The sequence below is a fragment of the Paenarthrobacter sp. PPS72 genome, assembly GCF_048537125.1.
Taxonomy (GTDB): domain Bacteria; phylum Actinomycetota; class Actinomycetes; order Actinomycetales; family Micrococcaceae; genus Arthrobacter; species Arthrobacter nitroguajacolicus_E.
In genome coordinates this window covers 91,342-116,977 of the sequence record NZ_JBLYIE010000049.1, presented here as the reverse complement: position 1 = coordinate 116,977, position 25,636 = coordinate 91,342, and the positions used below count along the sequence as shown (strand labels likewise).

The 25,636-nt window shown below is 61.2% G+C and carries 23 protein-coding genes; 8 read left to right on the top strand and 15 right to left on the bottom strand.

Annotated elements, in window-relative coordinates:
- Window positions 1-20 precede the first annotated feature (20 nt).
- Window positions 21-2,033, top strand: a complete 2,013-nt coding sequence (locus ACLRGI_RS18190) for a M3 family metallopeptidase (protein ID WP_419202947.1) — start codon at window positions 21-23, stop codon at window positions 2,031-2,033.
- A gap of 57 nt (window positions 2,034-2,090) precedes the next feature.
- Here the strand turns inward: ACLRGI_RS18190 and pdxS are convergent, their stop codons facing one another.
- From pdxS to ACLRGI_RS18155, 7 genes are all read right to left on the bottom strand, one after another.
- The gene (gene pdxS / locus ACLRGI_RS18185; RefSeq protein ID WP_017197521.1) at window positions 2,091-3,017 is read right to left on the bottom strand and encodes a pyridoxal 5'-phosphate synthase lyase subunit PdxS; all 927 of its coding nucleotides are present in this window, start codon (window positions 3,015-3,017) and stop codon (window positions 2,091-2,093) included.
- Window positions 3,018-3,272: 255 nt separating this feature from the next.
- Window positions 3,273-3,902: a phosphatidylinositol phosphate synthase gene (gene pgsA, locus ACLRGI_RS18180; RefSeq protein WP_419202946.1), complete on the bottom strand. Its 630-nt coding sequence runs from the start codon at window positions 3,900-3,902 to the stop codon at window positions 3,273-3,275.
- A complete protein-coding gene (locus ACLRGI_RS18175; RefSeq protein WP_419202945.1) occupies window positions 3,892-4,485 on the bottom strand; it encodes an HIT family protein in 594 nt (197 codons plus the stop codon). The genes pgsA and ACLRGI_RS18175 overlap by 11 nt, the downstream gene beginning before the upstream one ends.
- A gap of 19 nt (window positions 4,486-4,504) precedes the next feature.
- Entirely contained in the window at window positions 4,505-6,514 is a 2,010-nt protein-coding gene (gene thrS, locus ACLRGI_RS18170) for a threonine--tRNA ligase (protein WP_419202944.1), read from the bottom strand.
- 151 nt (window positions 6,515-6,665) lie between these two features.
- Window positions 6,666-10,184 carry a DNA polymerase III subunit alpha gene (locus tag ACLRGI_RS18165; protein ID WP_419202943.1) on the bottom strand — a complete coding sequence of 1,173 codons (3,519 nt, stop codon included), beginning with the start codon at window positions 10,182-10,184 and terminating at the stop codon, window positions 6,666-6,668.
- A gap of 3 nt (window positions 10,185-10,187) precedes the next feature.
- Entirely contained in the window at window positions 10,188-10,532 is a 345-nt protein-coding gene (locus tag ACLRGI_RS18160; RefSeq protein WP_419202942.1) for a DUF6504 family protein, read from the bottom strand.
- 80 nt (window positions 10,533-10,612) lie between these two features.
- Window positions 10,613-11,542, bottom strand: coding sequence for an FAD-dependent monooxygenase (locus tag ACLRGI_RS18155; RefSeq protein ID WP_419202941.1), 930 nt, complete (start codon window positions 11,540-11,542; stop codon window positions 10,613-10,615).
- Window positions 11,543-11,600: 58 nt separating this feature from the next.
- Here ACLRGI_RS18155 and ACLRGI_RS18150 point away from each other — a divergent pair, with 58 nt between their 5' ends.
- Complete coding sequence (locus ACLRGI_RS18150) at window positions 11,601-12,137, top strand: TetR/AcrR family transcriptional regulator (protein ID WP_419202940.1); 537 nt, start codon at window positions 11,601-11,603, stop codon at window positions 12,135-12,137.
- A 46-nt stretch (window positions 12,138-12,183) separates the two neighbouring features.
- On the top strand, window positions 12,184-12,573 hold the full coding sequence (locus ACLRGI_RS18145) for a hypothetical protein (RefSeq protein WP_419202939.1): 390 nt from the start codon (window positions 12,184-12,186) through the stop codon (window positions 12,571-12,573).
- Between the two features lie 3 nt (window positions 12,574-12,576).
- Here ACLRGI_RS18145 and ACLRGI_RS18140 read toward each other — a convergent pair whose 3' ends face one another.
- Window positions 12,577-13,323, bottom strand: a complete 747-nt coding sequence (locus ACLRGI_RS18140) for an SOS response-associated peptidase (RefSeq protein ID WP_419202974.1) — start codon at window positions 13,321-13,323, stop codon at window positions 12,577-12,579.
- Between the two features lie 168 nt (window positions 13,324-13,491).
- Between ACLRGI_RS18140 and ACLRGI_RS18135 the strand changes: the two genes are divergently transcribed.
- The 3 genes from ACLRGI_RS18135 to ACLRGI_RS18125 all read left to right on the top strand — a co-directional run bounded on the left by ACLRGI_RS18135 (window position 13,492) and on the right by ACLRGI_RS18125 (window position 15,623).
- On the top strand, window positions 13,492-13,752 hold the full coding sequence (locus tag ACLRGI_RS18135; RefSeq protein WP_026542441.1) for a mycoredoxin: 261 nt from the start codon (window positions 13,492-13,494) through the stop codon (window positions 13,750-13,752).
- Window positions 13,753-13,902: 150 nt separating this feature from the next.
- A complete protein-coding gene (locus ACLRGI_RS18130; RefSeq protein WP_419202938.1) occupies window positions 13,903-14,988 on the top strand; it encodes an S-(hydroxymethyl)mycothiol dehydrogenase in 1,086 nt (361 codons plus the stop codon).
- On the top strand, window positions 14,985-15,623 hold the full coding sequence (locus ACLRGI_RS18125) for an MBL fold metallo-hydrolase (protein ID WP_419202937.1): 639 nt from the start codon (window positions 14,985-14,987) through the stop codon (window positions 15,621-15,623). The genes ACLRGI_RS18130 and ACLRGI_RS18125 overlap by 4 nt, the downstream gene beginning before the upstream one ends.
- A gap of 35 nt (window positions 15,624-15,658) precedes the next feature.
- Here the strand turns inward: ACLRGI_RS18125 and ACLRGI_RS18120 are convergent, their stop codons facing one another.
- The 4 genes from ACLRGI_RS18120 to ACLRGI_RS18105 all read right to left on the bottom strand — a co-directional run bounded on the left by ACLRGI_RS18120 (window position 15,659) and on the right by ACLRGI_RS18105 (window position 20,135).
- On the bottom strand, window positions 15,659-17,977 hold the full coding sequence (locus tag ACLRGI_RS18120) for an FdhF/YdeP family oxidoreductase (RefSeq protein ID WP_419202936.1): 2,319 nt from the start codon (window positions 17,975-17,977) through the stop codon (window positions 15,659-15,661).
- A 67-nt stretch (window positions 17,978-18,044) separates the two neighbouring features.
- Window positions 18,045-18,812 carry a lipoate--protein ligase family protein gene (locus ACLRGI_RS18115; protein ID WP_419202935.1) on the bottom strand — a complete coding sequence of 256 codons (768 nt, stop codon included), beginning with the start codon at window positions 18,810-18,812 and terminating at the stop codon, window positions 18,045-18,047.
- Entirely contained in the window at window positions 18,812-19,615 is an 804-nt protein-coding gene (locus ACLRGI_RS18110) for a thioesterase family protein (protein WP_419202934.1), read from the bottom strand. Before ACLRGI_RS18110 ends, ACLRGI_RS18115 begins: the two co-directional genes overlap by 1 nt.
- 31 nt (window positions 19,616-19,646) lie before the next feature.
- Window positions 19,647-20,135: a DedA family protein gene (locus tag ACLRGI_RS18105; protein WP_419202933.1), complete on the bottom strand. Its 489-nt coding sequence runs from the start codon at window positions 20,133-20,135 to the stop codon at window positions 19,647-19,649.
- A 115-nt stretch (window positions 20,136-20,250) separates the two neighbouring features.
- Here ACLRGI_RS18105 and ACLRGI_RS18100 point away from each other — a divergent pair, with 115 nt between their 5' ends.
- Window positions 20,251-21,240: a coiled-coil domain-containing protein gene (locus ACLRGI_RS18100; RefSeq protein WP_419202932.1), complete on the top strand. Its 990-nt coding sequence runs from the start codon at window positions 20,251-20,253 to the stop codon at window positions 21,238-21,240.
- Here the strand turns inward: ACLRGI_RS18100 and ACLRGI_RS18095 are convergent.
- Both ACLRGI_RS18095 and ACLRGI_RS18090 read right to left on the bottom strand, forming a co-directional pair.
- On the bottom strand, window positions 21,237-22,751 hold the full coding sequence (locus ACLRGI_RS18095; RefSeq protein ID WP_419202931.1) for an FAD-dependent oxidoreductase: 1,515 nt from the start codon (window positions 22,749-22,751) through the stop codon (window positions 21,237-21,239). The two genes, ACLRGI_RS18100 and ACLRGI_RS18095, sit on opposite strands and share 4 nt — an antisense overlap.
- 67 nt (window positions 22,752-22,818) lie before the next feature.
- Window positions 22,819-23,310, bottom strand: a complete 492-nt coding sequence (locus tag ACLRGI_RS18090; protein ID WP_419202930.1) for a DNA alkylation repair protein — start codon at window positions 23,308-23,310, stop codon at window positions 22,819-22,821.
- A gap of 60 nt (window positions 23,311-23,370) precedes the next feature.
- Between ACLRGI_RS18090 and ACLRGI_RS18085 the strand changes: the two genes are divergently transcribed.
- Window positions 23,371-24,459, top strand: coding sequence for a PDDEXK nuclease domain-containing protein (locus ACLRGI_RS18085; RefSeq protein ID WP_419202929.1), 1,089 nt, complete (start codon window positions 23,371-23,373; stop codon window positions 24,457-24,459).
- Window positions 24,460-24,476: 17 nt separating this feature from the next.
- Here ACLRGI_RS18085 and ACLRGI_RS18080 read toward each other — a convergent pair whose 3' ends face one another.
- The gene (locus ACLRGI_RS18080; RefSeq protein ID WP_419202928.1) at window positions 24,477-25,274 is read right to left on the bottom strand and encodes a dienelactone hydrolase family protein; all 798 of its coding nucleotides are present in this window, start codon (window positions 25,272-25,274) and stop codon (window positions 24,477-24,479) included.
- Window positions 25,275-25,636 lie beyond the last annotated feature (362 nt).

The following is a 25,636-nucleotide window of genomic DNA, read 5'->3' as shown; positions in this document are numbered from 1 at the left end:
CTACGTGAAAGAGTCACTTCATGACCAATCCCCTCTTGAGTCCCAGCCCCCTGCCCTATGGGCTTCCACCCTTCGCCTGCATATCAGCAGAGCACTATGCCGAGGCCGTCGAGGCAGGGCTAAGTTCGCAGCTTCAGGAAGTTTCCCGCATCGCGGCCAACCCTGAGCCAGCCACCTTGGAAAACACAGCCGTGGCCATGGAACGGTCCGGACGTCTCCTCACTAGGGCAGCGGCGGCATTCTTCACACTGGTTTCCGCGGATGCTTCAGACGCCATCAAAGCGCTGGAGACAGAGCTGTCACCCAAGTTCTCGGCACACCAGGATGCAGTGTTCATGAACCGCGCACTCTACGAACGATTCGCCGCCATCGACGCCAAGGGCCTCGACGCGGAATCGTCCCGGCTGGTGCAGGAATACCTCAAGGAATTCCGGCAATCGGGAATTCAGCTCGATGATGCCGGCCAATCCCGCTTGCGTGAGATCAACGCAGAGCTGTCCCGAGTGGGCACCGCGTTTGGCCAACGCGTCAAGGAAGCCATGAAGTCCGCCGCCCTGCTTATTGACGACGCCGACCACCTGGCCGGGCTGCCCGAGGAAGCTGTCACAGGCGCCGCTGAAGGGGCCAAACTTGCAGGGCATGACGGCAAGTACCTGCTGTCCTTGATCCAACCCAGCAACCAGCCTGCATTGGCGTTCCTGGAGAATCGGACCATCCGGCGTCGTCTGTATGAAGCGTCTTTGGCCCGCGGGACCGACGGCGGCAGCCTTGATGTCCGTGACTTGGTGAAGGCTGCTGCAGGGCTTCGTGCCGAGAAAGCGGCCCTCCTGGGGTTTGCCAACTTCGCTGAAATGGTGGTTGACCAACAGACTGCGCCCGGTTCAAGCGAGGTACTGGCGATGCTGGGCCGACTCGCACCGGCCGCAGTACGTAACGCCCGGTCAGAGGCAGAAGCCTTGGCGGAGTCCGCCGGACACATACTCGAGCCGTGGGATTGGGCGTATTACTCTGCCAGGGTCCGAAAGGAAAAGTTCGACGTGGACGAGCAGTCACTTCGTCCCTACTTCAGCCTTGAAACCGTACTCAACAAAGGGGTCTTCCACGCGGCAACGCAGTTGTACGGGGTCACTTTCCATGAGCGCGCAGACCTGGAGGGCTATCACCCCGACGTCCGCGTATGGGAAGTCCGAAACGAAGACGGCAGCGGCCTCGGGCTCTTCCTGGGCGACTACTACACCCGGGAATCAAAGCGCGGAGGCGCCTGGATGAATTCCTTGGTGGAACAGTCCAGCTTGCTGGGAACCCGTTCCGTGGTGATCAACAACCTCAACATCACCAAGCCGGCCCCCGGGGAGCCGACACTGTTGTCCCTGGATGAAGTACGCACGGTTTTCCATGAATTCGGCCATGCATTGCACGGCCTCTTTTCCGAGGTCACCTATCCGAGGTTCTCAGGAACGTCCGTACCTCGCGACTTTGTGGAGTACCCGTCCCAGGTCAACGAAATGTGGATCATGTGGCCGGAGGTACTGGCCAACTACGCGCGCCATTACTCCACCGGGGAAGCCCTCCCCCAGGACACCGTGGACAAACTCAATGAGTCATTGTTGTGGGGAGAAGGATTCGCCACTACTGAGTATCTCGGGGCGGCGCTCCTCGATATGGCGTGGCATCTGCTGTCCGGGGCGGACGTCCCGGACGACGTCCTTGCCTTCGAAGCCAAAGCCCTTGCAGACGCCGGCGTCGCGCACCCGCTGATCCCACCGCGGTACCGCACAGGCTACTTCCAGCACATCTTTGCCGGCGCGGGCTACGCAGCGGGTTACTACTCCTATATTTGGAGCGAGGTGCTGGACGCCGACACCGTGGAGTGGTTCAAGGAAAACGGTGGTCTGACCCGTTCGAACGGAGAGCGATTCCGGTCAGAGCTGCTCTCACGGGGCAACAGCCGGGACCCCTTGGAATCCTTCCGCTCCTTCCGCGGCCGGGACGCCACGCTGGAACCCCTCCTGAAGCGCCGCGGACTGGACTAGATACGACCGCGGCCGGCCACCTCGGAAGGTGACCGGCCGCCGTCGAACGGTTAGCTCTTACCAGCCGCGCTCTGCGAGGCGGTGCGGCTGCGGGATGTCGTCGACGTTGATGCCCACCATGGCTTCACCGAGTCCGCGGGAGACCTTGGCAATAACATCGGGGTCGTCGTGGAACGTGGTGGCCTTCACGACGGCGGCGGCACGCTCTGCCGGGTTGCCGGACTTGAAGATGCCCGAACCAACGAACACACCATCGGCGCCGAGCTGCATCATCATCGCAGCGTCAGCCGGGGTGGCGATGCCACCGGCGGTGAACAGCACCACGGGGAGCTTGCCGGTAGCGGCAACTTCCTTGACCAGTTCGTACGGGGCCTGCAATTCCTTGGCCGCAACGTACAACTCGTCCTCGGGAAGGGCTGCGAGTTTGGCGATCTCGGAGCGGATCTTGCGCATGTGGCCGGTGGCGTTGGAAACATCGCCGGTGCCGGCCTCGCCCTTGGACCGGATCATCGCCGCGCCCTCGTTGATGCGGCGCAAGGCCTCACCAAGGTTGGTGGCACCACAAACGAAGGGAACGGTGAAGTTCCACTTGTCGATGTGGTTGATGTAGTCGGCCGGGGTCAGGACCTCGGACTCGTCGATGTAGTCAACGCCGAGGGACTGCAGGACCTGGGCTTCGACGAAGTGGCCGATGCGGGCCTTGGCCATGACCGGGATGGACACAGCGGCGATGATCGCATCGATCATGTCCGGGTCCGACATGCGGGACACGCCGCCCTGGGCGCGGATATCGGCCGGGACGCGCTCGAGCGCCATGACAGCCACGGCACCGGCATCCTCGGCGATGCGGGCCTGCTCGACGTTAACGACGTCCATGATGACGCCGCCCTTGAGCATCTCCGCCATGCCCCGCTTAACGCGGCTGCTGCCCGTGACGCTGTTCGCGGACGAACCGGCTTCGTTGCTTACATCTGGTGTAGACACAAAAACCCCTATGGGTAGATAAACGACCTTCTTGCCGGAGGCGCGCACAGCCACACGACCGCAATCAGCGCACACCGGGTTTCAGGTCAAGGTGACCAAGTACTAGTAATAGTAGTCGCACCTTGCAAGGTGGCAGTACATTCATTACTGCCTCGAAGGGCAACAAAGCGGGCTGTGGTAGGACAGGTGCACAACTGCGCAGGAGCCACTTTGGTCGGTTGCCAGTTCCACTGACAGTCCTTAGCTGCTGGCCGCCTAGGCTGCAGCCGTTCCATCGGCTTCGGCCATCGCTTGCCGGCGTACGGCGGACATCCGCTGAACGATCGTCAACACGCTGGCCAGCGCAAGGAGGATCAGCGTCCCGAACAGTACAACCGGCGGTAAACCCAATCCCGTGAGCCCGGCGATGAGAAGTACGGAAGCCAAACGCTCTGCGCGTTCGGCGATGCCCACACTCGCCTGGTAGCCCAAGGACTCGGCTTTGGCCCGGGCATAGGAAACAACCATTCCAAGAACAAGGCAGACGACGGCTGCAGCGCCTATCGCAGGGTCCTCCCCTCCGGTGAAAAACCATATGGTCAGGCCCGCGAAGATCGCACCGTCGGCGAGCCTGTCCAAGGTGGAGTCCAGGAAATTACCCCAGCCACCGCTGCGCCCCTGCAGCCTCGCCATGATTCCGTCCACGACATCCGAGAATGCGAAGAAGGCAACTACAACCGAACCCCACCACAGGAAGCCCAACGGGTAGAGGACCAGTCCGCCCAGTATCACGCCGGCGGTTCCTGCAATGGTCACGGCGTCAGGAGACACGCCGATCCTCAGGAGCCAACGCGCTAGAGGAGTAAACAGTGAAGTAAAAAAGCCGCGCGCATGCCTATTGAGCATTCGACTCCCCCGGCCAGGCTTCGGCTACAAGCTTGCGGACCTCATCAAGGGTCTGCGTGATGGCCTTGGTCTGGGCGATGATCGGGAAGAAGTTTCCATCCCCGCCCCAGCGTGGAACAACGTGCTGATGGAGATGGGCAGCAATGCCTGCGCCGCCTGTCACTCCTTGGTTCATGCCCAGGTTGAAGCCGCTCGGATTCGAAACTTTCCGCAGCACACGCATTGCCGTCTGGGTAAGTTCGGCGAACTCCGCCGTTTCCTCCACTGTGATGTCCGTGTAGTCGGGAACGTGGCGGTAGGGGCAGATCAGCAAATGCCCTGGGTTGTAAGGGAACAGGTTCAGGACCACATAGCAGGTCTTCCCCCTGTGGACGATGAGGGATTCCTCATCTGAACGCGTGGGTCCTACACAGAAAGGGCAGTCGTCCTTGTTCTTGAATTGATCCTGCCCGCCCTTGATGTAGGCCATACGGTGCGGAGTCCACAGGCGCTGAAACGCGTCCGGTACGCCCGCCAATCCGAAGTCATCGGTAACGCCGGCGTCGCCCGGAAGGTCAGCTGCCGCGCCTGTGTTCTCCTGCACCGTCTATGTGTCCGTTCCGTCAGCTCTCGCGGTTCTTGACAGCGTCAACGATCCGGCGGACCGCCTCGGACACGGGAACTCCGTTGTCCTGGCTGCCGTCCCGGAAACGGAACGACACCGCACCGGCTTCTGCGTCCTCACCACCGGCAATCAGCACGAAGGGGATCTTGTCCTTGCTGGCTGTCCGGATCTTCTTGGGGAACCGGTCTGAGGAGATATCCACCTCGGCCCGGATTCCTGCAGCCTTGAGTTGGCCAACGACGTCGAACATGTAGTCGTTGAAGGTTTCGGCTACAGGGATTCCCACCACCTGGACAGGAGCCAGCCAGGCCGGGAATGCCCCGGCGTAGTGCTCGGTGAGTACACCCATAAAGCGCTCCACGGAACCAAACAGGGCACGGTGGATCATGACGGGTCGTTGGCGCGTGCCATCGGCAGCCTGGTACTCAAGCTCGAAACGCTCGGGCAGGTTGAAGTCCAGCTGTATGGTGGACATCTGCCAGGTCCTGCCGAGGGCATCCTTTGCCTGGACAGAGATCTTCGGCCCGTAGAATGCTGCTCCACCCGGGTCGGGTACCAATTCCAGGCCGGAGGCCGCCGCGACCTCGGAAAGAGTGCGTGTGGCTTCCTCCCAGGCGGCATCGTCACCCACGAACTTTTCTTCGTTCTTGGTGGAGAGCTCCAGGTAGAAGTCATCCAAGCCGTAATCCTTGAGCAGGCCCAGGACGAAGTTCAGCGTGGTGGTGAGCTCGTCCTTCATCTGCTCCCGGGTGCAGTAGATGTGGGCGTCGTCTTGTGTCATGCCCCGGACTCGGGTCAGCCCGTGCACAACACCGGACTTCTCGTAGCGGTACACGGAGCCGAATTCGAAAAGGCGCAGCGGAAGTTCGCGGTAGGACCGGCCGCGGGAGCGGAAAATCAGGTTGTGCATGGGGCAGTTCATCGGCTTCAGGTAGTAATCCTGCGCCGGCTTGCGCACCGTGCCGTCTTCGTTGAATTCGGCGTCCACCTGCATCGCCGGGAACATGCCGTCCTTGTACCAATCAAGGTGGCCGGAAACCTCGTAAAGGTGGCCCTTGGTGATGTGCGGGGTGTACACGAACTCGTAGCCGGCGTCCACGTGGCGCTGCCGGGAGTAATCCTCCATTGCCTTGCGGATGATGCCGCCCTTGGGGTGGAACACAGGGAGGCCGGAGCCCAGCTCATCGGGGAAGGAGAAGAGGTCAAGTTCCACGCCGAGCTTGCGGTGATCCCGTCGCTCAGCTTCGGCAATCCGTTCCTGGTAAGCCTTCAGGGCTTCCTTGGTGGGCCACGCGGTGCCGTAAATGCGCTGCAGCTGCTGGTTGTTCTGGTTGCCGAGCCAGTAGGCAGCGGATGAACGGGTCAACGCGAAGGCGTTGGAGATGATTTTGGTGTTTTGCAGGTGGGGACCGCGGCAGAGATCGCACCAGACACTCTCGCCACTCTTGCGATCCACATTGTCGTAGATCGTGATGTCGCCCGCACCGACCTCAACGTTGACGCCTTCTGCAGCGTCCGTGGCGTCATTCTTCTTCCCCAGCAGCTCCAGCTTGTAGGGCTCGTTGGCCATTGCTTCGCGGGCTTCTTCTTCTGTAACCACACGGCGAACAAACTTCTGGTTTTGGTTGATGATTTTTTGCATCATCTTTTCCAGGGTCCGGAGGTCTTCCGGGGTGAACGGCTCAGCGACGTCGAAGTCGAAGTAGAAGCCGTCGGTGATGTAAGGGCCGATGCCAAGCTTGGCGTCGGGGCGCAGCTGCTGGACAGCCTGGGCCATCACGTGGGCTGTGGAATGGCGGAGAACGTTAAGCCCATCAGGGGAATCGGTGGTGACGCCCTCGACGTCTGCACCCTCGGTGAGAACCTGGTCAAGGTCCTTCAGCACACCATTGACACGGGCTACAACGACGTCGCGGCGCTCGAAGAAGAGTTCCGCGCCGGTAGTCCCTTCCGTCACCTTGGTCTCTTCGCCATCGACGATGAGGGTGATCTGTTGGGCATCTGACACGGGTGTCTCCTATTCATAGTTAAGGCTTCATAGCTTGTGGCGTACGGGGACCACAGCCAGCCACCGTCAATCGTATCCGCTTCGGCGAAGGCGGCCAAAGCAGCGCGCCGTGGCCGGATTCTGCTGATCGAGGCAGGATTCTGCCGGGGTATCAGCTTCCCAGGCCAGTGATGGCAAGGTTCCTGGAGATGCCGTGGAGCGGACCGTGGTGGGTGTATTCATCCGGTAGTCCCACTTCGGCAGGCAGGAGTTCGGCATAAGGCAATGCTTCGGGCCGACTGAGGTCCCAGGCCTTGCTGGCGCTAATGCTGATTCCCTTGGGACCGGTCCTTCTGGTGGTTCCACGTATCAGCAGCAGGCGGGTACCAAACAGCAGTTGACCTGATTCTTCCTGGGCTTCATGAAAGAAGACCGAGTCCACGCAACCGGTGCCGTCATCGATGCTGATAAAGACAACGCGGCGCCCCCCTCTCATAGGCGGGGTCTGGGTGGCGATGCGGACCCCTGCCACCAGTACTTCGGTCCCGTTGCGCAAGCCCAGGAGTTTATCGGCCGTGGTGACACCCAGTTTGTCCAATAGTGGCCTATGGCTTTCCATCAAATGTTCGCTGACGTCCACTGCCATGAGGTCAAGTTCGGCCCTGACGTTGTCCACCATGGATGGCTCGGGAAGTTCCGGAGCCAGGTTCCTCAATTCAACATCTCCCAGGGCAAAGGCCAGTTGTCCTTCAATGACATCCGCACCCTTCTTTGAAGGGCTGCTTTGGAGCGCCTGCAAATGGTGCACCAGATCGGCCCGGTTCGCCTTTCCGCCGGAGTCTTTATGCAACGCATCAAAGGCGCCAAGTTGGGCCAATCTCTTGATGTTCGGCTTGCTCACCCTCGCCCGGGCCCGCAGGTCCGCCAAAGAATCGTAAGGTTGCCCGGCCACGATCCGCTTCAGTTCCGCGCCAGAAAGACCATAGATACCCGTGAGGCTCAAACGGATGCCAAGTTTGCCCTGGTCCGGACCTTGCCGGATTTTCTCCACCCGGTATTCAGCGTGGCTCCTGTTGATATCCAAAGGCAGGATGGGAATGCCGAGCCGGCGGGCTTCAGCTACCAGCAGGCGTTTGGGATACATCCCGGGATCGTGTTCCCACAGTCCGGCCAGGAAGGCCTCGGGATGATGGGCCTTAAGCCAGGCCGACTGATAAGTGGGCACGGCAAAGGCAGCACCGTGGGCTTTGCAAAAACCAAAACTGCCGAAGGCTTTCAGGGTTCCCCAGACCTTGTCCACCACTTCGGGAGAGTATTTCTTGATGGCTTCCCTGCGGAAGTACTTCTCCACCCCTGGCTCATGCACTTCGTCTCCCAGGGCTCTGCGGAACTCATCAGCCCTGTCCAAGCCGCAGTTGGTCATGACGTGGAAGGTCTTCAGGATCTGTTCATGGAACACCGTGACCCCGTGGGTTTCTTCCAATACGGGCTTGAGGTCCTGATGGGGATAAATCTCAGGAGCAAAGCCATGCCGATGTTCCAGGAAGGGCCGCACCATATCGGATTTCATGGGGCCAGGCCTGAAAAGGGAGATATCAATGATGAGGTCGTTGAATTCCCGGGGGGCCATCTTTCCAATGAGCTCACGCTGTCCCGGTGATTCGATCTGGAAGCAACCAAGTGTATGGGTGCTGCGAATCAGCTCATAAGTGGGCTCGTCGTCGAAAGGCACGGCGTTGAGGTCAATCCTGCCCTCAGGGGAAATGAAGTCGGGACCATCCCCACCGGGCTTCACTGGGTGCTTCCCTGCCGCCACGACTTCGGCTTTGGAAGGATGCAAGCGAATCACTTCCCTGACCGCAAAGGCCATGGCACTCTGCATGCGCACTCCCAGCACATCCAGTTTGAGCATTCCCATGGGGTCCATGTCGTGTTTGTCGAACTGACTCATGGGCAGACCCAGGCCGCTGGGCTGAACGGGAGTTCGGTCCAGGAGCGTTGCATCTCCCAGGATCACGCCACAAGGATGCATGGAGATGTGGCGGGGAAGCCGATCCAGTCTTTCGGTAAGGTCCACCAACAGGTCCAACTGTTGGTTTTCCTCCATGGCTCCCCGTTCCACCCGCCCGGCAAAGTCGCGAAGCTCGGGCTTCTCCACCAAAGCTTCCCGGAATTTGCGTGCAGAGAATCTCCACAGTTGCTTGGCAATTTCACCCACTTCTTCGTCCGGCATCCCCAAGGCCATACCGGCATCCCGCACTGCACCACGCGCCCTGTAGCCGTTTTGCATGCTCATCAGGGTGACGCGTTCTGCTCCGAAGCGGTCAAAGATCTTTCGGTAGACGTTGTGCCTCTCAGCACTTTCCACATCAATATCGATGTCAGGAAGCGTGGAACGCCGGCCTGAGAGAAAGCGCTCGAAAATGAGGTCATGGCGGATGGGGTCCACTTGACTGATATCGATCAGATAATTGACCAGGCTCGAGGCGCCGGATCCCCTCGCAGCTACCCTGACTCCCATATCGAGGATCATCTTTGAAACCTCGGCCACGGTGAGGAAGTACGAGGCAAACCCAAGCCTGCCAATGATTCCGAGCTCGTGATCCAACCGCGAGCGCAACTGTTTTTCTGCCTCTCCACTGATCCCAGGGAACCGTCTGTTGATTCCTGCTTCGCAGCGTTGGGTGAGTTCAAGGAGGGGATCTGCCTCGATCCCAATAATGGAGGCCTCGGGAACTACCGGCTTTTTCCATCCCATGTCGAGGGCAGGATCGATCCGGCATTTGTCGGTGAGCGCTTCAGTGTTTGCCAGGAGCTTGGTGAGGTCGGCTTTCCCCATGTTTGCTGCGTTCATGATTTCTTTGCCGAGTTGGAGCATTTGCTGTGGTGTCTTCAGCCAGCCCTGCCCTGTTGGTTGGAGGTGGCCTGCTGGTGGGAGCAGGGGTGCAGTTGAGAGTTCCGGGAGGGATTTGAGGGTGCGTGCGGAGTCGAGGACGTCTGCGGTGGCGGCTCCGTCCTGGGCGCAGTACCGGACGGCGTTGCTGAGGATGGCGGGGATGTTGTATTCGAGTGCGAGCTTGAGCATGCGTACGGCGTGGGCTGTGCTGAGGGGTTCTCCGGGGGCGCTGAGGTGGGAGACGACTTCAGCGACCATGGTGCCGGGGGGCATGGCATCGATCCATTGTTTGAAGAGCGTCCTGGGCCTTAGGTATTTGCGGCCTCCCATGGCTTGGCCGACGTCCGAGTCGGGTCCTATCAGTACGGTAAGGACTGGTTTGAGGGTTTTGGGGTCAAGGGTCCTTGAGGCGAGTTCGCCGCGTGTGACCGCAGCGGGGACTGCTCCTCCGGCTTTCCCTGAGGTGCGTGCATGGGCGTCGGATATGAGGCGGCATAGTGCCCTGTATCCGGCGCCGTTGTTGTTTCCGTGGGCGAGTACGACGACGCGGCCCGCAACTTGGGTGCGGTGGTCGCCGTCGTCGTCGAATACGGCCAGGTCTACCCCAACGATGGGGTCGATGCCTGCGGCCATGCATGCTTTGAGGTGTTTGATGGTCCCGTACAGGCCGTCACGGTCTGTGCAGGCGAGCGCTGTGGCTCCGTCTGCTGCTGCTGTTTGGGCTAGCTCATCGGGCCAGGAGACGCCGTAGTGTGCGCTGAAGGCTGTGGAGACGTGCAGGTGGGTAAAGCTCAAGGTTTACGCTGATTCTTCGGGTTCTACTGCGCGTGCCGGGGCGGCGTCATGGATGCGCAGGAGTCTCCAGCGTCCGCTGCCCACGTGTCGGACGAGGTCAAGGGTGATGGGGCGGTTGGTTTCTGCGTCAGCTGGGGCAGGGAGGAGTTCTACACGCCAGATTTCGTGGTCGACCAGACCAGCCCCGCTTCCCAGGGGTGCGCGGCTCTCTTCCAGCCACCATTGGCGTCGTTCGTACCATCGAACAGGTTCGTTGGTGACTGTGTATTGGGCGCCTTTCCATTGGACTTCCAGCGGCTGGCCCGTGTTGGTGCAGAGTACTCCGACAGATTCACTGAACAGCCCCATCTCCACACCTCTTTACGCCGGGATCAATATTCGAAAGTATGTTCGAATAATCTCAGTTTACGCCGACGCTCCCCCAAAACCTACTTCGAAGTTCCTGCCCTTTCCCGGGTTCGCGCTACCCGCTTACCCGCCTGCTTGAACAAGGCGTCGCGCAGTGGCTGTGCTCCCCTTGCCAGGGCCACACTCCCCATGGTGGAGGAAGCCAGCCGGAGCAACTGCGTCCGCATGACCCTCTTCTTGTTATAGGCAGCGAGCGCTTTGTCCATGGGGTGCTCGTTCAGCAGGCTCCCCAAGGTCATGGCATCGATGAGCGCTTCACAGGCACCGCGGCCCAGGTTTGGAGTCATTGCGTGCGCGGCATCCCCCACCAGCACTACGTTCCCCCGTGAGTATGTGGCCAGGGGCGGGGTGGTCCAGATGCGTTGCGCAAGGGACGTTTCCGGATGTGCCAGGGCGAGCACATTTTGCACAGCGGGCGAATAGTTGGCGTAGCGGCTCCGGCTGACTTCGAGCGCCTCCGCGACGTCCACCCTGTCCGGTCCCCATTCTGAGCGGAAGGAGGCGTACCAGTTACTTCCACCCACGGCCGGAGCCAACCCGAATATTTCACCGCGCCCCCAGTATTCTCCAACCTCTGGTGGGGCCGGGGTTCCGGGAACTACTCCACGGACCGCAAGGAAGGGCGTGGGCTTTGCCGCACTTCGCTTGCCCCAGTAGTCCCGCCGGACAACACTGTTGACCCCATCGGCACCCACGGTCAACGCGCCTGCGTCCGGGAGGGGATCCACCCTGCCCACTACCCGGCGCACGGAGGCATGCACCGCGGTGTCAAGAAGTCTCAGTAATTCGGGGCGGGATACTCCTAACAGCCCTTCACCTTCCATGGACAGCAGGGGTTCTCCTGAAGGGCGTCGAAGTGCGCCGGCTTTGATGATGGCCCCACGGTTCCGCACGGCCCCGAGAATCCCCAGCCCGGCGATTCCTCCACCGATGATGTTCACTTTTTCCATGCCCACACTGTACTACTACATTTGTAGTGCCGATAGGGGTTGAAGCTAGACTTTCGCCATGCCGGACCGCCGAACAGAACTTGCCGACGCAGCGCTCGCAGTTGTCGCTGCCAGGGGCCTCAAGGGTCTCACACACCGGGCCGTCGACGCCCAGGCGGGTGTCGCCGTCGGAACTACCTCGAACTATTTCCGCAATCGCGCAACCCTGACGCGGGCCGCCGTCGACCGTGTTGAAGAACGGGACCGGCTCCTGCTTCAGCAGGGTGGAAAAGAGATCCCGACGTCGGTGGCCGGCTTGGCGGAGCAAATTGCCGGAGCCGTCATGGGACTCGCGCATGAGAACGCTGAACTGACCCGCGCCCGTTTCGCCTTCGCCCTGGACCAGCCCGACGTTGTGGCTGCCGGGCACGAGCGGCTGGTATCGGCTTTGACGCAACTGCTTGAAGCCATGGGCCTATCGGAAGCAAGGGCCCGGGCCGAAGCGGTATCCGACTACAGCGACGGCTTGGCCATGCACCTGCTGACCGCCCGTAAAGGGCAGGACATGGACACCGCTACGGTGGCGCGGAACGTTCGTCGTCTCTTGGAAGGATGACACCGAGGGGGTGGACGGCAGCCGGTCCACAGAGCAGGATTGTGGCATGAGCACCAATGACGCACTCCTGAAGCAGGTCAACATCTCCGCTGAAGACGACAAGCTCGTGGCACGCTTCGAAATCGATGGCAACATACCGGGCTCCGGCGCTTACGTCGTGGGCCTTGTTGCTGCCAGCGAGGACTATTCCTCACAGCGAAGGCTCGGCATCGAGTTCATGAACGGGGAGGCGATCTCGTTCTATTCCTTCAACCACTCCCTCAGCGCCGAGGAAAACTATGACATCAAAGGCGTGGAGCATTCCGGCAACGTCATCACGGGAAACTTTCCTATGTCCGCCATCCACGGACTGAGCAAAGGCCACGTCATGACAGGCTTCAGCGAAGCCGACGGCCGGGAGTTCCAATCCGGCGTACCGGTCAACGAAGCCCTCTGAGTCCTAGAAGAGGCCTTCCACCGGTTCAATAAGTTCCGGTGAGTTGTTCCGGACATTTCCGACGGCGGATCCCACGGCGTCCAGCGTCCAAGCTGCGGCGGCGTCGTGCGCCTTGGACCGGACCAGGTCCACCAACCCCTGGGCATCTTTCCCGCGCGGATCCAACCACGCTTCCATCGTCTCAGTGCTCATGGGCAACGGAACGCGGTCATGGAGGGCAGTCAGTTCGTCAAACACAGAGGCACTGCGCCGGGTTCGCGCCTCATCAACCGTTGGCGTGTCAGCGGTCAGGATGGACATCGACAACAACCAGCGGCCCGGATCATCCGGGGAAGCTGACTGGTCCCGCCACCACTCGTACAAGCCCGCAAAGACCAGACCTTGGCCATCTGCAGGATGCACATAATATGGTTGCTTGTTCCTGCCCTCGCCCTTCTTCCACTCGTAGTAGCCATCCGCCGGAACCGCGCAACGCCTGGCAACGGCAGCTTTCTTGAAGGACGGCTTCTCCAACAACGTTTCGCTCCGGGCGTTGATAAGCCGGGCACCACCCTTGGGATCCTTAGCCCACGACGGCACCAGCCCCCACTTCGCTACGTGCAGCTGCCGTTTCACGTCGTCGTCAACCAGCCTCTCCAAGACAATGGGAACGGCATCCGTAGGAGCCACATTCCACGATTTCTCAAGGGCAATCTCGTTCTCAAGCTCAGCGTCGAAATCAGCGAGCAGGTCTCCCACCGCACGGGCCATCACATAACGTCCACACATGGCAACAGTCTGCCCTCTCCCCGCAGAACACACCAGCGCAGGCATGTGGCGTAACCCGCCTTCGCAGCCGAACGGGAATTATTCGGGCGCGGGTTACCGTTGATAACAACGAACCATCCCGTGCAAACGATCAACATTGAGGAGAGCTCTGTGGACTTCACTCCCGACTCCGGCACCATCACCATGTTCTCAACCACCTGGTGCGGCTACTGCAACCGCCTGAAGAAGCAGCTGGACGCCAAAGGCATCGGCTACACCGAGATCAACATCGAAGAAGTCGATGGCACCGCCGAACTCGTCGAGCAGCTCAACGGAGGCAACCGAACCGTCCCCACCGTGCTCTTCCCCGACGGAACCGCAGCCACCAACCCCTCAGCCTCCGAAGTTGAAAAGCGCCTGGTAACTGTCTAGCCACCGGCTCTACGCATAACCGCACCTGGGCGGGCCCGCACGGAACAATCCACAACCTGTCTGTCACCTGTGATAGACAGAATGGGAATCCGTAGCGGGCCCGTTTGCATATAAAGGCCTGCTCTCCGAGTGCCCGAAGGGAACATCTCCATGGTCCACGCAGTCAAAGGTGTAATCGTCCGCTCCAAAGGCGAACCCGCAACCCTGGAAACCATCCTGGTTCCCGAACCCGGCCCAGGCGAAGCCTTGGTGGACATCCTCACCAGCGGTGTCTGCCACACAGACCTCCACTACAAACTCGGCGGCATCAGCGACGACTTTCCGTTCCTGCTCGGCCACGAAGCCACCGGCGTAGTCAGCGCAGTGGGCCCCGACGTCACCGACGTCGCCCCCGGCGACCGCGTCGTCCTCAACTGGCGGGCAGTCTGCGGCAACTGCCGGGCCTGCAACCGCGGCCAAGCCCAATACTGCTTCAACACCCACAACGCCACCCAAAAGATGACCTTGGAGGACGGCACGGAGCTCTCCCCCGCCCTCGGCATCGGCGCGTTCATCGAAAAGACCCTGGTCGCCGCCGGACAGTGCACCAAGGTAGACCCCGACGCCGATGCCGCCGCCGTCGGACTGCTCGGCTGCGGCGTCATGGCAGGGCTGGGCGCGGCCCTGAACACCGGCGGCGTCAAGCGAGGCGACTCGGTTGCCGTCATCGGCTGCGGCGGTGTGGGCGTAGCAGCCATCGCCGGCGCCGCGCTCGCAGGCGCCACCACCATCATTGCGGTCGACATAGATGCCAAGAAGCTTCAGCGTGCCAAGGAACTCGGCGCAACCCACACCGTCGATTCCTCCACAAGCGACCCCGTCGAAGAGATCCGCGCACTGACAGGCGGTTTCGGTGCAGACGTGGTGATCGACGCCGTTGGACGTCCCGAAACCTATAAGCAGGCCTTCTACGCCCGTGATCTCGCAGGCACCGTTGTCCTGGTGGGCGTCCCCACACCCGAGATGACCCTGGAACTGCCGCTCCTGGACGTCTTCGGCCGCGGCGGATCACTCAAGTCATCCTGGTACGGCGACTGCCTGCCCTCACGGGACTTCCCCATGCTGGTGGACCTCTACAAGCAAGGGAAACTGGACCTGGACGCGTTCGTGACCGAGCGAATCACCATCAACCAGGTCGAAGAAGCGTTCGACAAAATGCACGAAGGCGCCGTGCTGCGCTCGGTGGTTGAGCTGTGAGCGCCGGCAACGTCACGATCGATCGCGTCATCACCTCCGGGACATTCTCCCTTGACGGCGGAACCTGGGACGTGGACAACAACGTCTGGATCATCGGGGACGACTCCGAATGCATCGTCATCGACCCCGCCCACAACCCCCAAGCAATTCGCGAGGCCGTGGGCAGCCGTACGGTCAAAGCCATCTTGCTGACACACGGCCACGACGACCACATCAGTTCCGCAGGCGCGTTCTGGGAACTCGTCAAAGCGCCCATCCACCTGCACCAGGAAGACTGGATGCTATGGCGGGCAGTGTTCCCCGAGATTGATCCGGATGTGGCAATCGTTGACGGCGACGAGTTCACCGTTGCCGGTGCAACACTCAAAGCGATCCACACTCCCGGGCACTCGCCCGGGTCTGTCTCGTTCCACCTGCCAAGCGAAGAAACACTCTTCAGCGGCGACACACTCTTCCAAGGCGGCCCCGGCGCGACAGGACGCTCCTACAGCGACTTCCCCACCATCATCGAGTCCATCCGGACCAAGCTCCTCCCCCTGCCGGAGGCAACCGTGGTGCGCACCGGACACGGCGATTCCACCAGCATCGGCGCGGAGAAGCCCCACCTGGATGAATGGATCGCACGGGGTCACTGACTCCGGTCGCCAGCAGATCCGCGGCGTCGCTCGCATTAGCCGGCTGCTGTCCCGTACACCGGGGCGGCAGCTGGCTCAAGCCGAATTATCACCGACTTGGAGGCAGGAGTGTTGCTCTCCTCGGCCGTCGAATCCAACGGCACCAAGACGTTGGCCTCCGGGTAATACGCCGCAACGCAGCCCCGGGCACTGGGGTACGAGACCAAACGCAGCTGACGCAGGACACGGTCCACGCCGTCGTCGGCCTCGCTGTGTACGTCCACGTAACCGCCGTCCTCGAAACCCAACTCCGCCAGGTCTGACGGATTCACCAGGAGGACCATGCGGCCCTTCTTGATGCCACGGTAGCGATCATTCATGGTGTACGTGGTGGTGTTGAACTGATCGTGCGACCGGATCGTTTGGAGGAGCAGGCGGCCACTGGGAATCACGATTGCCTCAAGCTCATTGACCGAAAACATAGCCTTGCCTGATGGCGTGGGAAAGGTCCTGCTATCCCTTGGACCGTGCGGCAAAACGAAGCCATCCACAGCACGAATGCGGGCATTGAAATCCTCAAACCCAAGCACCACACGGGAAATGTGGTCCCGTATAGCGTCGTAGTCGCGACCAAGCCCGTCCCAGTCCACCGGCACTTTGTCCCCCAGGACAGCTTGGGCAAGGCGGGTGACGATGGCCACCTCGGACAAGACTTCCCGGGCAATCGGCTCCAAGGGGCCCGCCGAGCGGTGCACAGCACAGACGGTGTCCTCCACAGTGACGAACTGCTCGACACCGCCCTGCCTGTCGATCTCCGTTCGCCCCAACGTGGGCAGGATCAGCGCCTGTTCACCCACCACCGCATGGGACCGGTTCAGCTTGGTTGAGATCTGCACGGACAAGCGCGTTTTCCGTATGGCCGTTTCAGCCACCGCGGTGTCAGAAATGGCATGAACCAGATTGCCGCCCAACGCCACTAAAACCTGTATCCTTCCATCCCGCATACCCCTGATGCTGTCCACAGCATCGACGCCCGGCTTCCGGGGCGGATCAAAGCCAAATTCCCGGTGTATTGCCTCCATGAACCATGGCGGCATCTTCTCCCAGATGCCCATGGTCCGGTCACCTTGGACGTTACTGTGCCCACGGATGGGGCAGGGCCCCGCGCCGGGCTTACCGATGTTGCCGCGCAGCAGGAGCAGGTTGATGATCTCCTTGATGGTGGGCACGGCCTTCTTGTGCTGGGTGATACCCATGGCCCATGTAACGATGACCTTTTCCGCGCGGAGATACCTGCCGGCCAATTCATCAATGTCCGCGCTGGTGAGCCCAGTCGCCCTGAGGACATCGCGCTCGTTCAACGTTGCCAGATGCGCGGCGAGGCCAACGAAGCCTTGGCAGTGCTCATCAATGAACGGGCGGTCCAGCACTGTTCCGGGAGCAGCCCGTTCGGCATCCAGGACACGCTTGGAAAGAGCCTGGAGCAGCGCCATATCCCCGGCGATGCGGATGTGGAGGAACTGGTCGGCCAGGTCTGTGCCCTTGCCAATCAGTCCGCGTGGCTTCTGCGGGTTCCTGAAGTTGATCAGGCCAGCCTCAGGCAAGGGATTCACGGCCACGATCTCCGCGCCGGCTTCCTTCGCTTCTTCCAGCGCCGTGAGCATCCGGGGATGGCAGGTACCCGGGTTCTGCCCCATGATGATGATCAGGTCGGCTTTGGCGAAGTCCGTATAAGTGATAGCTGATTTGCCCACTCCGATGGTCTCTCCCATGGCAACACCAGTGGATTCGTGGCACATGTTCGAACAGTCCGGAAGGTTGTTGGTTCCGAACGCCCGCACAAACAGCTGGTAGAGGAATGCCGCCTCGTTGCTGGTCCGGCCGCTGGTGTAGAACGTCGCTTGGTCCGGGGTTTCAAGCCCGTTCAGCTCGTGCGCGATGACCTCAAACGCCCGGTCCCAACTGACAGGTACATAGTAATCAGACCCGGCAGCCTTGAAGACCGGCTCCACCAACCGGCCTTGCTGACCCAGCCAATACTCGGACTTGGATTCCAAAGTGCTCAAGCTGGTGTCGGCCCAGAACTGTGTGGGAATCTTCAGTGGCTCAGCCTCCCAGCCGATGGCCTTGGCACCGTTCTCGCAAAACTCAGCTGTTTTACGTTCCGGGGGGTCGGGCCAAGCGCAACTCATGCAATCGAAACCGTCCTTTTGATTGACGGCCCGTAGTGTCTTCCATGCCCGGGACGGACCCATGTCAGCCATGGCGTGCGGAAGTGTTTCGCTCAGGCTGGGCAACCCGGCTGTGGAACGCTTGGGTGGGCTGACGCTGATATCCACGTCAGAATCCTCAAGTGGGTGCTTCTTCCGGCCCATTGTTCCACCGCGATCCGCGTGCTGGGGAAACCTTTCTACCTCAGACTAAACCCGGGCACCGACACGCTCAACTGACCTGCGGTGACTCGCTCAGCAAAGCCCGGAAGTCGCCGTCGAGGATGTCTGCGTAGCCGCGGTAAGCCTCAATCACGGCATCCTCCACGGTACTGACGTCCAGATGCGGCAGCAGGTCATTAGCAGCGCCAGCCGTGGCTGTATCCCACTCAAGGCCGAGCGCAGCATAACTTGCAGTCAGGACCTCGCGGATGGGTTTGGAATCTTCCACAACGATCACTGAGCTGAACAGCCATCCTCCGGAGACGACACGCTGGGCTGTGCCGATGAGCTTGATGCGGTGGGCAGGGAAATCAGGATCCTCACCGTGAACGCTGAACTCTCCAGGACAGTACTCCCCCGGAATTTCCCCGACGGCGGCGTGGACGCCGACGCTGCGAAGCGCACCGGCCAGCAGCTCACCGAACTCCGAGAAACGGGCTTTGGCGCGCACAATTGCATCAGGGTGGGGCTCAATATGATCTATCACCAAGGTGCCCTGGTGATACGCGGCAGCCCGACCGCCGGCTTTGCGTATCAGGGGTTCGAAACCGAGCTCGCGGCAGGCCTCCTCGGCCGCCTGAAAACCAGGCAGGTTGGCATCGCGCTGGCCGAAAGCAACGGTAGGCTGCGGACGATAAAGGCGAAGCGACGGGCCGAGCTTTCCGTTACGGGCCCGCTGAAGCAGTTCCAAAGCGAAGTCGAGGTCTCCCGCTGCGCCCATCGACTCCTTCTGACGATATACCGTGAGCTGGCGTGACGCTGTTTCCGGGCCGCCCATCAGCTTTTCCTCAGAATCAGGATCTGTTCGGCCCGCCCGAAGGGTCCGTTGACATCATGGAGCACAGTGGATGTCAGGCCAATCCCGTCGGCTCCGAAAGAGACCTTGTTATCCAAGCCCAACCATTCGCCCGACGGAGCACGGTACATGTGGATCTGAAGATCAACATTGGGAAATATGTAGCTGTTTTCGCCCGGTGGAACACGGGCCGCGATGCCATTGGCTGTATCCACCAAGCCCATGAGACGGGCAAGATCGGTGCTGTCGTTGTGCTGGGTCAGCGGATGGGATGTTCGGATCCACACCTTACCGGACCCTGGACGGTGTCCCTCGGCGATGCGCATCTCCAAGGACCGGATGTATCCCCCCGGCCAAACACTGGCGCCATCCCATGGCTTGCATTCATCGGGGGCCGGCATGGGCTCGTCTTCCACTGCGGCCACAGCGCTGGTGTCACTGGTGACCATACGCCAGGCGGCAGCACGGGTGGCCACACGGCCGCCCGCCGAAAGCTCTGCCTGGATAAGTTCAATGGTCCTTCCCGGCCTCAGCGTCGAGGTGGTCACCTGGAACTCCCCGCCGGGAATCAGACCGAGGATTTCGTAGCTGATCCGCGCCAGGCGGACATCATCCCGTGGCTCGTGGCGAACCAGGGCATCGGCAATGATGCCCGAAGCGGGAGCCATGTGTTGTTCGTGGGGATTCCACGCGCCTTGGGCGTGGATAGTGGACCTGTAGCGGCCCTCGCCCAACGATTCGTAGTAAAAATCGCCGTCCGCCAGTTCCGGTAATGCAGTAGTCAACCCAGGCCTTTCGCCGATCCAGCTGTAGAACTCAGACCACTGTATCCGCTGATTTGGCCTTCGCCCGACGCCGCCGGACCACGAGAACCCAGACAACGATTCCCGCCAAGGCCGCGACTCCCGCTGCCGCGCCAAGCGGTGAGGCAGCTGCTACCGCCAGCCAGGCCTCCAAAGCAGCGAGACCAATGGTGGCGTAAAGCAGCGCCCAGATGACGGAACCTGCTACTGCGGCCGGCAAGTACCGCCGAAGCGGCATGCGCGCGGCACCGGCAGCGAGGTTGATGGCCGTTTGGAGCCCAATGGTCAGAAAAGAGAGTACGACGGCGTACGGTCCCCAGCGTTGAATCAGGGCTTGAGCACGGGCTGCTTTGGGCCGCTCCAAAGAATCACTGAAGCGCGTACGCGCGAGACCGGCCACCGCTCCCCGCCCGATCCAGTACGTGGCATTGACGCGGATCATGACAATTGCGAAGAGCGCCGCGACTGCGACGCCGAAAGGCAAACTCATGATCTGATCCACTCGACTTAGGCTACCCTAAGCATCGCGCGGATGAAGACTCGGTCCCTGGCAACGCCTCGCAATCATCGGAGCGGGTGCAAAGCCCCTGATGATGGCAAAACAATAGGATGAGTGCATGGACCTCCGCGACGCCGCCCAGGAGCTGTACGCCGAAACACCCCGTGATTTCACGGCTGAAAGAACTGCATTGGTCCGCAAAGCGAAGGATGCCGGCCAGAAGGACCTGGCTAAAGAGATTGGCAGTCTCCCCAAGCCGGCCGCCGGCGCCTGGGCCATTAACATGCTGGCCGTTCACAAGCCCGAGGTGATTGACGGCGTCGTACGCTTTGGCGTTTCGCTGCGAACCGCCCAGGAGGAGGGCGACGCAGAAGCGTTTCGCGAACTCGGACAGCAACGCCAGGGCCAACTGACAGCAGCCGTCCACGCGGCCAAGGATCTTGCATCCGAGCTTGGCGCTCCTCTCAGTGCTGCAGCGGCATCCGACGTTGAGCAGACGTTCCGGGCAGCCATGGCTGATGCCGGCGCCGCTGCCGCAGTAGGAACAGGCCGGCTGGTGCGGGGGCTCAGTGGCAGCGGCTTCGAGGCAGTGGACCTTTCAGGCGCCATCGCAGCGGCTGGTCCCGACGACGAAGCCCGCCCCGAAGATGGAGACGCGCCAGCGCAGCGTGCAGCCAGGAAGGAAGCAGCACCACGTTCCAAGAGCGCTCCGCCTCCCAAAGCCATTCCGTCCCAAGAGAAAGCGTCCAAACAGAAATCCTCCAAGGACGAAGCGACGTCCCTGGCCGATCGGCGTGCCGCTAAACAACGAGCAGCCTTGGAAGAGGCCCGCAGGGAATTCGAAGCAGCCGACGAAGCAGCCAAGGAAGCAGAAGCGGAAGCATCGAAGGCGTGGGCCGCTGTCCAGGAGTTGGCCGACCGTCGAACAAACCTCAAATCCGAGATCGACGACGTGAAGAAGCGCCTTGCCGCCCTTGAAGCCGAACTCATAGGAATCACCCGCGATGGGGAATCCGCCGAATCAGAGAAGAAACGTGCCGTCCGGGCCGCAACGCAGCAACGACGCGCCGCGGATCAAGCCCAGCGGCGCGTCGATCGGCTGAGCTAGTCCTTCTTCTTGACCGGCGACTTGACCGGCGACTTCTGCAGGTGATGCGTGGCCGGGCCCTCAAGGTATTTGCCCTCGGGGGTGAAGCGCGAACCGTGAAGGGGGCAATCCCACGATTTTTCGGCGTCGTTCCAACTGACGATTCCACCCAGGTGCGCGCAACTCGCTGAAACCATGCAAACGTTGCCGTCCACGGTGGATACTGCTGCCGGTTCACCCTTGTACAGTCCCACTACGCCGGTTCCTTCTGCCGGACGCGTTTGATCCGTAATTTCGGGATTGGTTTTGATTTTTGCCCTATCCTCCACCATTCGCTTGGTGGTGCCGGCGTTGAGGCGGACAGCTTGGAGCGCTCCCCGGGGTGAGGTAACCCGGTGATGGATGACGCTCGCCCAGTCTGACTGGCCGCCCAGGATGTCCGAGGTTATGGACAGGGCTGCCGCTACCCCGTTGCTCATCCCCCACTTGTTGTAGCCCGTGCCGAAGAATATCCGTCCGTGGCCGCGGGGAAGTTTGCCGAAGAACGGCATCAGGTTGGTGGCTTGGTAGTCCTGCGCTGACCAGGTGTGGGTGACCTCGGCTCCAGGATAATGCTGCGTGGCCCAGCCAAGCAGCTCGTCCAAGTGCGACTTGGGCGATTTCGCCCGGCCCGCCGTGTGTCCATAGCCGCCGACCAGGAGCAGCTCCCCCTCGGGTGTTGGTTGGGTGCGCTGGGATCGGGTGGGTGAATCGATGGACAGATACATCCCTTTCGGAATATCACCCGGGACCTTCAACGCCGCAGCATAGGACCGGTTGGGTTCAAGCTTGGCGAAGTACAGTCCGCGGTCCAGGATGGGAATACCCGTGGCTATCACCACAGTGTCGGCAGTGAAAGATCCCTTGCGGGTGGAGACCTCCATGGGTTGCTCCGAACTCACGTTCTGAACCTGCATGTCCTCCACAATGAGACCGCCGTGCTCGCGGATGTCCCTCGCGAGCGTTTCCAGCACGTCCATGGGGTGGATCTGGGCCTGGTCTTCGAGTTCCAGCGCTTCCACAACGGGGAATGGCAAACCCGGATCACGGCTGAAGTGGACGTCCAAACCTGCGTCCCGCGAAACCGCGGCCTCCTTGCGGAGCCTCTGGCCGCCGTCGTCGGTGGTTGCGAAGGTCACGGCAGTCCGGCGCTGGTACGGGATGCCCTGCTGCTCCATGTACTGTGTCAGCCACGCCTGTCCGCTCTTGTTGGCCTCCACATAAGCCTGCACCACTTTCAACGAGTACTGACTGTGCAAAGCCGAAAGCGCCCCACCTTGGAGGAGGCTCAACTTGCCTGTGGTGTTGCCGGTGGTCACTGCACCCAGTGTTAGGGCCTCGAAGACCACCACCCGTTGGCCGGACCTGGACAACAAGAGGGCGGTCACCATTCCGGTGAGCCCGGCGCCCACCACTATCGTGTCAAAGTGCTTTTCCTCGGGGACGGAGTCGGACATGAAGCGGGTTTCCCGGTCCAACCACAGCGATTTCATCGATTAGCCTGCCTCTCAATTCACTGGCATGTGGTGAGGGAAACGCTAGGCGGGTCGCTGGTGCTTATCAAGAGGTGGCGGCGCGTGTCGCCAGGGCCGCTGCGTGACGTAGTTCCGGGTCCGGGTCTGCAGCCCAGCGCCCCAGCACACGTTCAGCGCGTTCTTTCGCCAGTCCCTCCAGCCTCGCCATCAACGGCCTCACAACGTCTGCCGCCAGAGGATCCACCAGCTCCCGTGTGCCGGCCTGCCTGATGAAACCTTCAATGCGGGTGAGGTCGGTGTTGATCAGGACCCCTACTTTGGCCTGCAGCAGAACCACCGCGGCGAGTCGCCGTTCGAAGACCGGCTCGGCCCACAGTTCCGAGCTCAAAGCAGTGATTTGGTCGTGGTCAAGATTCTTGTACCGCTTGAGCGCATCCCTCACAGTTCCCCGTACGGCACCCACGGACGCGCCGTATACCTTCAAGCTACCGCTCAGACGCTCATTGGCCTCTGCAGCTTTCTCCCAAGTGGACTCCATCTGCAGGGTGTAGTCCACGAATTCACCGGCTTCACTCACCTGTCTATTTTGTCAGTGCCTCGCCATAGCGTGATCACAACAGCAATCGACAGGAGCACCATGCCGTCCCAAGAGCTCGCCACCGAAGCATCATTTCCGGGTGTCCCGGCGGCGCCGTCCATGCCCGACTGGTACCCCACACTGCTCCAGACTGTGGCTCAAGAGGTCCGTGTCGGCAGGACCCGGGCGCTGGCAGCCGCCAACAGCGAGTTGTTGAATTCGTACTGGAGCATCGGCCGGCAGCTCGCCGAACGTGAATCCGAGCAAGGCTGGGGAGCCAAGGTTGTCACGCGCTTGTCTGCCGACATCCGGACCCGCTTCCCGGAAGCGAAAGGCTTCTCCCCCAGGAACCTGAGGTACATGAAGAGCTTCGCGCAGGCATGGCCGGACTTCCCAAAGTTGCAAGCGCCGCTTGCAACCTTGCCCTGGTACCACCAGATCGCGCTTCTGGAAAAGCTCGACGACGCCGCCACGCGCCTTTGGTACGCGGCGGCAGCTGCCCAACACGGATGGTCGCGCAACGTGTTGACCCACCAGATCTCGACGCGCCTGCACGAGCGATCAGGGCAGGCCATCACCAACTTTGCCTCCACCATGATTCCTGCGGATTCGGACCTCGCGCAGCAGGCAACCAAAGACCCCTACGTCTTCGACTTATTGTCCATGAGTGATCGGCACACCGAACGCGACTTGGAGCTGCAGTTGGTGAAACATGTGGAGAAATTCCTGCTGGAGTTGGGCCAAGGCTTTGCCTTCGTGGGCGAGCAGGTCCGGCTGGAGATTGCCGGTGACGAGTTCTTCGCTGACCTGCTCTTTTACCATCTGAAGTTGCGCTGCTACATGGTGATTGAACTGAAAGCCGTGAAGTTCGAACCCGGCTTCCTAGGGCAGCTTGGCATGTACATGGCAGCCGTGGACGATCTCATGGCGCATCCGGACGACAAGCCCACCATCGGATTGCTGCTGTGCAAGGAGAAAAACAGCGTGGTGGCGGAGTATGCACTGCGTGGATTCAACGCTCCCGTGGGCATTGCGGAGTGGAAGACCTCCCTTGCTGATTCCTTGCCCGACGAATTGGTGGCCAGCCTGCCGAGCATCGAGACTTTGGAGGCCGAGTTGGCCAGTGAGGCTGCGCGGTTGCAGGGGTAGTTCCCGGTTTTGGCGGCTTAGACGTTGTCCTTGAACCACGCCAGGGTGTCGTTCCATGCTGCGATTGCCTGGGCCTCCACGTAGCGCTCACCGGTGTCGTTGTGGAACGCGTGGTCCACTCCCGGATAGACCTTGAGCTGGTGCTTGACTGTTGAGGCGTCCAAGGCCTCCTGGAGTTGGGCCATCGCGCCGGTGATGCGTGCGTCGTTCTCTGCGTAGACGCCAAGGACCGCAGGCCTTATGGTGGGGACTTTCGCTGGATCCGGGGCTGGACCATAGAAGGCGGATGTTGCTTTCAGTCCTTGGATCTCGGTGCTTGCCTGCCACGTGATGCCGCCGCCGAAGCAGAAACCCACCATGGCGATCCGGCCCTCTTCGACGAAGTCCTGGCCGTTGAGGTACTGGAAGGCTGCTTTGAAGTCGTCCACGTGACGTTGGGCGCCGGCCTGAGTCAGAGCGCCAGGGACGGCATCGGGATCCATGCCCGCCGTGCCACCCTCCCTGCTGAGGAGGTCCAGCGCCAGCGCCGCGTAGCCTTCGTTAGCGAAGCGACGGGCGACGTCCTGGATGTGCGGTGTGAGCCCACGGTTTTCGTGCCAGATGAGGACGCCGGGCCCTTGTTGTCCGCCTTCAGGCCTCGCAAGATAGCCGGTAATTTCCGTGCCTCCTGAATCAAAGGTGACTGTCGCTGTATTCAGTCCCGCAGCGCCTTCAGGAATGGACAAGGGGCTCTTGGCATTGGGAACGGCCGTCGTCGCTGGCCCCGGCGATCCTGTTTCAGATGCCGACGATGTTGCGGGCGAAGGCGTTGGCATCGGGTCCGTTGTCCTGGGAACCTCATCTGGTGAACGTCGTGTGCGACATGTCCCCAGACCGAAAGTCGTCATAGAACTCTTCGATCAAGTACTTTTCAAACTTGCCAAGCTGAGTCATGGTGGCCCTCCCGACGAATGTCGATTATCTTCCCCTGATGTGAAGACGCGGACAAGGCCGGGATGGTTCAGTCTCAGTCCCGGGAGAGGCGTCTAATAATGTCGGTGCCCCCTGCGAGAGTAGGGACATGAAGCAGATCCGGGATAGGCAAACGAAGAGAGCGGCGTCCGCTGCGCCTCTTCGTGCCATGTCCCGAGACGTGTCTCAGCCCGGCGTTGTTCATGCCAACACTGTCAGTGGTGAC